The sequence below is a fragment of the Micromonospora sp. NPDC049529 genome, from assembly GCF_055586685.1.
On record NZ_JBVJHT010000039.1, the window covers coordinates 1 to 5366 of the forward strand.

Annotated in this window: 3 rRNA genes; all 3 read right to left on the reverse strand. The window is 57.0% G+C overall.

Features of this window, described 5'->3' with window-relative positions:
- Positions 1–3 precede the first annotated feature (3 nt).
- Positions 4–120: ribosomal RNA gene (gene rrf / locus ACZ6QQ_RS36630) — 5S ribosomal RNA — on the reverse strand.
- 87 nt (positions 121–207) lie between these two features.
- Positions 208–3314 (reverse strand): 23S ribosomal RNA (locus ACZ6QQ_RS36635).
- Between the two features lie 366 nt (positions 3315–3680).
- Positions 3681–5195, reverse strand: a 16S ribosomal RNA gene (locus ACZ6QQ_RS36640).
- Together the 16S, 23S and 5S rRNA genes form the textbook arrangement of a ribosomal RNA operon.
- Between the last annotated feature and the right edge of the window lie 171 nt (positions 5196–5366).

Below are 5366 nucleotides of genomic sequence, written 5' to 3' on the forward strand. Positions count from 1 at the left end.
ATTGTCCGGCGGCGTCCTACTCTCCCACACCCTCCCGAGTGCAGTACCATCGGCGCTGGAGGGCTTAGCTTCCGGGTTCGGAATGTAACCGGGCGTTTCCCCACCGCTATAACCGCCGTAACACTATCGACTTAACAAACAACCTCAACCCTTATAGGGGTGATTGTTCGTTTGTCGGGAATCACACAGTGGACGCGTAGCACCTTAGTAATCAAGTCCTCGGCCTATTAGTACCGGTCAACTCAACCCGTTACCGAGCTTACATCTCCGGCCTATCAACCCAGTAGTCTAGCTGGGGGCCTTACCCCACTCACGTGGGTGGGATACCTCATCTTGAAGCGAGCTTCCCGCTTAGATGCTTTCAGCGGTTATCCCTTCCGAACGTAGCCAACCAGCCGTGCCCCTGGCGGGACAACTGGCACACCAGAGGTTCGTCCGTCCCGGTCCTCTCGTACTAGGGACAGCCCTTCTCAAGTATCCTACGCGCACGGCGGATAGGGACCGAACTGTCTCACGACGTTCTAAACCCAGCTCGCGTACCGCTTTAATGGGCGAACAGCCCAACCCTTGGGACCTGCTACAGCCCCAGGATGCGACGAGCCGACATCGAGGTGCCAAACCATCCCGTCGATATGGACTCTTGGGGAAGATCAGCCTGTTATCCCCGGGGTACCTTTTATCCGTTGAGCGACACCGCTTCCACTCGCAAGTGCCGGATCACTAGTCCCGACTTTCGTCCCTGCTCGACCTGTCAGTCTCACAGTCAAGCTCCCTTGTGTACTTGCACTCAACACCTGATTGCCAACCAGGCTGAGGGAACCTTTGGGCGCCTCCGTTACATTTTAGGAGGCAACCGCCCCAGTTAAACTACCCACCAGACACTGTCCCTGAACCGGATCACGGTCCGAAGTTAGATACCCAAATCAACCAGAGTGGTATTTCAAGATTGCCTCCACCCATACTGGCGTATAGGCTTCACCGGCTCCCACCTATCCTACACAAGCTAATTCGGATACCAATGTCAAGCTATAGTAAAGGTCCCGGGGTCTTTCCGTCCTGCCGCGCGTAACGAGCATCTTTACTCGTAATGCAATTTCGCCGGGCCTGTGGTTGAGACAGTGGGGAAGTCGTTACGCCATTCGTGCAGGTCGGAACTTACCCGACAAGGAATTTCGCTACCTTAGGATGGTTATAGTTACCACCGCCGTTTACTGGCGCTTAAGTTCTCAGCCTCGCCCCGAAGAGCTAACCGGTCCCCTTAACGTTCCAGCACCGGGCAGGCGTCAGTCCATATACATCGAATTACTTCTTCGCATGGACCTGTGTTTTTAGTAAACAGTCGCTTCCCCCTGCTCTCTGCGGCCATACAACGCTCCACCCGCAAGGGGCTTCACGTCTCCGGCCCCCCTTCTCCCTAAGTTACGGGGGCAATTTGCCGAGTTCCTTAACCACAGTTCGCCCGATCGCCTCGGTATTCTCTACCTGACCACCTGTGTCGGTTTGGGGTACGGGCCGCTAAGAACTCGCTAGAGGCTTTTCTCGGCAGCATAGGATCACTGACTTCACCTGAATCGGCTCGGCATCACGTCTCAGCCTCAAGTGTCGCGGATTTGCCTACGACACGGCCTACACGCTTACCCCGGCACAACCACCGGCCGGGCTCAGCTACCTTCCTGCGTCACCCCATCGCTTGACTACTACCCACCAGGTTCCTCGTCTCACCAAAACCAACCCGAAAGCCGGCCTCAGATCAAAGAGTTAGCACAATGAGGTTCACCACGGACGCTCTTTCGCGGGTACGGGAATATCAACCCGTTGTCCATCGACTACGCCTCTCGGCCTCGCCTTAGGTCCCGACTCACCCAGGGCGGATTAGCCTGGCCCTGGAACCCTTGGTCATCCGGCGGAAGGGTTTCTCACCCTTCTTTCGCTACTCATGCCTGCATTCTCACTCGTGCCGCGTCCACAACTGGATCACTCCGCTGCTTCACCCGCGGCACGACGCTCCCCTACCCATCCACACACCTGCACACGCTCTCGAAAGAACACGCGAAGTAAAATGTGAATGCCACAGCTTCGGCGGTGTACTTGAGCCCCGCTACATTGTCGGCGCGGAACCACTTGACCAGTGAGCTATTACGCACTCTTTAAAGGATGGCTGCTTCTAAGCCAACCTCCTGGTTGTCTATGCGACCCCACATCCTTTTCCACTTAGCACACGCTTAGGGGCCTTAGCTGGTGATCTGGGCTGTTTCCCTCTCGACTACGAAGCTTATCCCCCGCAGTCTCACTGCCGCGCTCTCACTTACCGGCATTCGGAGTTTGGCTGATTTCGGTAAGCTTGTGGGCCCCCTAGACCATCCAGTGCTCTACCTCCGGCAAGAAACACGCGACGCTGCACCTAAATGCATTTCGGGGAGAACCAGCTATCACGGAGTTTGATTGGCCTTTCACCCCTAACCACAGGTCATCCCCCAACTTTTCAACGTTGGTGGGTTCGGCCCTCCACGCGGTCTTACCCACGCTTCAGCCTGCCCATGGCTAGATCACTCCGCTTCGGGTCTAGGACACGCGACTGAACGCCCTATTCAGACTCGCTTTCGCTACGGCTACCCCACACGGGTTAACCTCGCCACATGCCACTAACTCGCAGGCTCATTCTTCAAAAGGCACGCCGTCACCCCTAAAGGCTCCGACGGATTGTAGGCGAACGGTTTCAGGTACTATTTCACTCCCCTCCCGGGGTACTTTTCACCATTCCCTCACGGTACTAGTCCGCTATCGGTCACCAGGAAGTATTTAGGCTTACCAGGTGGTCCTGGCAGATTCACGGCAGATTACAGGGGTCCGCCGCTACTCGGGAACATCCACAGAAGACCAGCCACTTTCACCTACCGGACTCTCACCGTCTACGGTTGGCTTTCCCACACCATTCGGCTAGCAACTAGTTTTATAACTTCTCGACCCAATGTCAGTTGAATCAGCAGAGTCCCACAACCCCAACCACGCAACCCCTGACAGGTATCACACGCAGCCGGTTTAGCCTCAATCCGCTTTCGCTCGCCACTACTCACGGAATCACTGTTGTTTTCTCTTCCTACGGGTACTGAGATGTTTCACTTCCCCGCGTTCCCTCCATACACCCTATGTGTTCAGGTGCAGGTGACAGCACATGACTGCTGCCGGGTTCCCCCATTCGGACACCCTGGGATCACAGCTAGGTTGACAGCTCCCCCAGGCCTATCGCGGCCTCCCACGTCCTTCATCGGCTCCTGGTGCCAAGGCATCCACCGTTCGCCCTTGACAACTTGACCACAAAGATGCTCGCGTCCACTGTGCAATTCTCAACAAACGACCAACCCACAACCCACAACCACCACACCAAACCCCACCACCAGAAAAACCCTGGCTCCGGGAATCCGTTTGCGATGACAGGCCATGCCTGGCAACCCGAAACAACAAACACACAGTGTTTGTTCCTTCAGGACCCAACAGGGTGCTCTACATCCACCACCAGCCGCACCACCACACGCTTTCCCACCCCCAAAAGAGGCTGTACTAACGATCAGGCAGCCGTTGCCAGCCGTGAACTCACCAGTGTCTCCGCCATTCGAGCACCCCACCACCACACTCGGATGATGCGGGCTCCTGACCCACCTTCGTGGGCAGGTGCTCCTTAGAAAGGAGGTGATCCAGCCGCACCTTCCGGTACGGCTACCTTGTTACGACTTCGTCCCAATCGCCAGCCCCACCTTCGACGGCTCCCTCCACAAGGGTTGGGCCACCGGCTTCGGGTGTTGCCGACTTTCGTGACGTGACGGGCGGTGTGTACAAGGCCCGGGAACGTATTCACCGCAGCGTTGCTGATCTGCGATTACTAGCGACTCCGACTTCACGGGGTCGAGTTGCAGACCCCGATCCGAACTGAGACCGGCTTTTTGGGATTCGCTCCACCTCACGGTATCGCAGCCCATTGTACCGGCCATTGTAGCATGCGTGAAGCCCTGGACATAAGGGGCATGATGACTTGACGTCATCCCCACCTTCCTCCGAGTTGACCCCGGCAGTCTTCGATGAGTCCCCGCCATAACGCGCTGGCAACATCGAACGAGGGTTGCGCTCGTTGCGGGACTTAACCCAACATCTCACGACACGAGCTGACGACAGCCATGCACCACCTGTGAACGGCCCCGAAGGACCCGACATCTCTGCCGGATTTCCGCCCATGTCAAACCCAGGTAAGGTTCTTCGCGTTGCATCGAATTAATCCGCATGCTCCGCCGCTTGTGCGGGCCCCCGTCAATTCCTTTGAGTTTTAGCCTTGCGGCCGTACTCCCCAGGCGGGGCGCTTAATGCGTTAGCTGCGGCACAGAGAACCGGAGAGGCCCCCCACACCTAGCGCCCAACGTTTACAGCGTGGACTACCAGGGTATCTAATCCTGTTCGCTCCCCACGCTTTCGCTCCTCAGCGTCAGTATCGGCCCAGAGACCCGCCTTCGCCACCGGTGTTCCTCCTGATATCTGCGCATTTCACCGCTACACCAGGAATTCCAGTCTCCCCTACCGAACTCTAGCCTGCCCGTATCGGCTGCAAGCCCGCGGTTGAGCCGCGGGTTTTCACAGTCGACGCGACAAGCCGCCTACGAGCTCTTTACGCCCAATAAATCCGGACAACGCTCGCACCCTACGTCTTACCGCGGCTGCTGGCACGTAGTTGGCCGGTGCTTCTTCTGCAGGTACCGTCACTCTCGCTTCGTCCCTGCTGAAAGAGGTTTACAACCCGAAGGCCGTCATCCCTCACGCGGCGTCGCTGCATCAGGCTTCCGCCCATTGTGCAATATTCCCCACTGCTGCCTCCCGTAGGAGTCTGGGCCGTGTCTCAGTCCCAGTGTGGCCGGTCGCCCTCTCAGGCCGGCTACCCGTCGTCGCCTTGGTAGGCCATTACCCCACCAACAAGCTGATAGGCCGCGAGTCCATCCCAGGCCGAAAAACTTTCCACCACCAGTCATGCGACCAGCAGTCATATCCGGTATTAGCCCCCGTTTCCGAGGGTTATCCCAAAGCCTAGGGCAGGTTACTCACGTGTTACTCACCCGTTCGCCGCTCGAGTACCCCGAAGGGCCTTTCCGCTCGACTTGCATGTGTTAAGCACGCCGCCAGCGTTCGTCCTGAGCCAGGATCAAACTCTCCAACAAAAACTTGTGGAAAAAATGTCCCGGCAACAAAATAAGTTGCCAAAGGAATCCAACCAAACCAGACCCACCCCACGAATGAAGCAGACCAAGCCGGCCGGGGTTAAATCATAATTGGCACTGGCTTATCAAGCACCCTGTTGAGTTCTCAAAGAACAAACACACACCGAACCA